Annotated in this window: 1 pseudogene; it reads right to left on the minus strand. The window is 49.4% G+C overall.

The features are described from left to right. Positions 1-632 (minus strand): annotated as a pseudogene (locus R7R78_RS27300) (alpha-glucosidase); the annotation flags it as partial.

Consider the following 632-nt stretch of genomic DNA (forward strand, 5'->3'; position numbering starts at 1 on the left):
TACGCGAGCTTGGTCCGCTGTCGCTTCTTTGTTGATAAGACCATTCGCTAAATAGCCGTCCCAACGCGCTTTCGACGCTTCCATGTATTGAGTTGGATTCGCTAATACATCTTGCAATTTCAACGATTCTGACTGCACTTCTTTCGCATTGTGCAGGTTAGAATACGCCGTATAAACCGCCGATGTTTGCTCAGCTGGTAGGCTCATCTCCGCGGTAGAACTGAAGGAGGTTTCGTTGGTGAACGTCTTAGTCGGTAGAGAACGAGTAATGCGGAACTCGGCATCGCGGTCATTACGGATCGCCCAGTTGTCTTTCATCTCGCTAAAGTTAATTTTAATGCCGTTCTCGATGGTCGAAATCTGGCGCTTGTAATCTGGGTAGTACTGCGCCACGGTTTGGTCTTTGCGCGTCGACAGCGCGTATTTCACCAACTCGCCGTCCCACTCCAACGCCAAGTTCATATCACGATCAGTTTTATTAGTGATGAGCGTTTCCACCAGCGAAGAGCGGTCAGTCACGAAGCGCAGCACCATTTGCACGTGAATATCATCCAAGTCCAACACCTGCACTAACGCACCGGGAATGGAATAGACTTTCGCTTCTGCGTTCGATAAATCGTAAGTTTGGCCAC

The organism is Vibrio sp. 2134-1, from assembly GCF_033339495.1.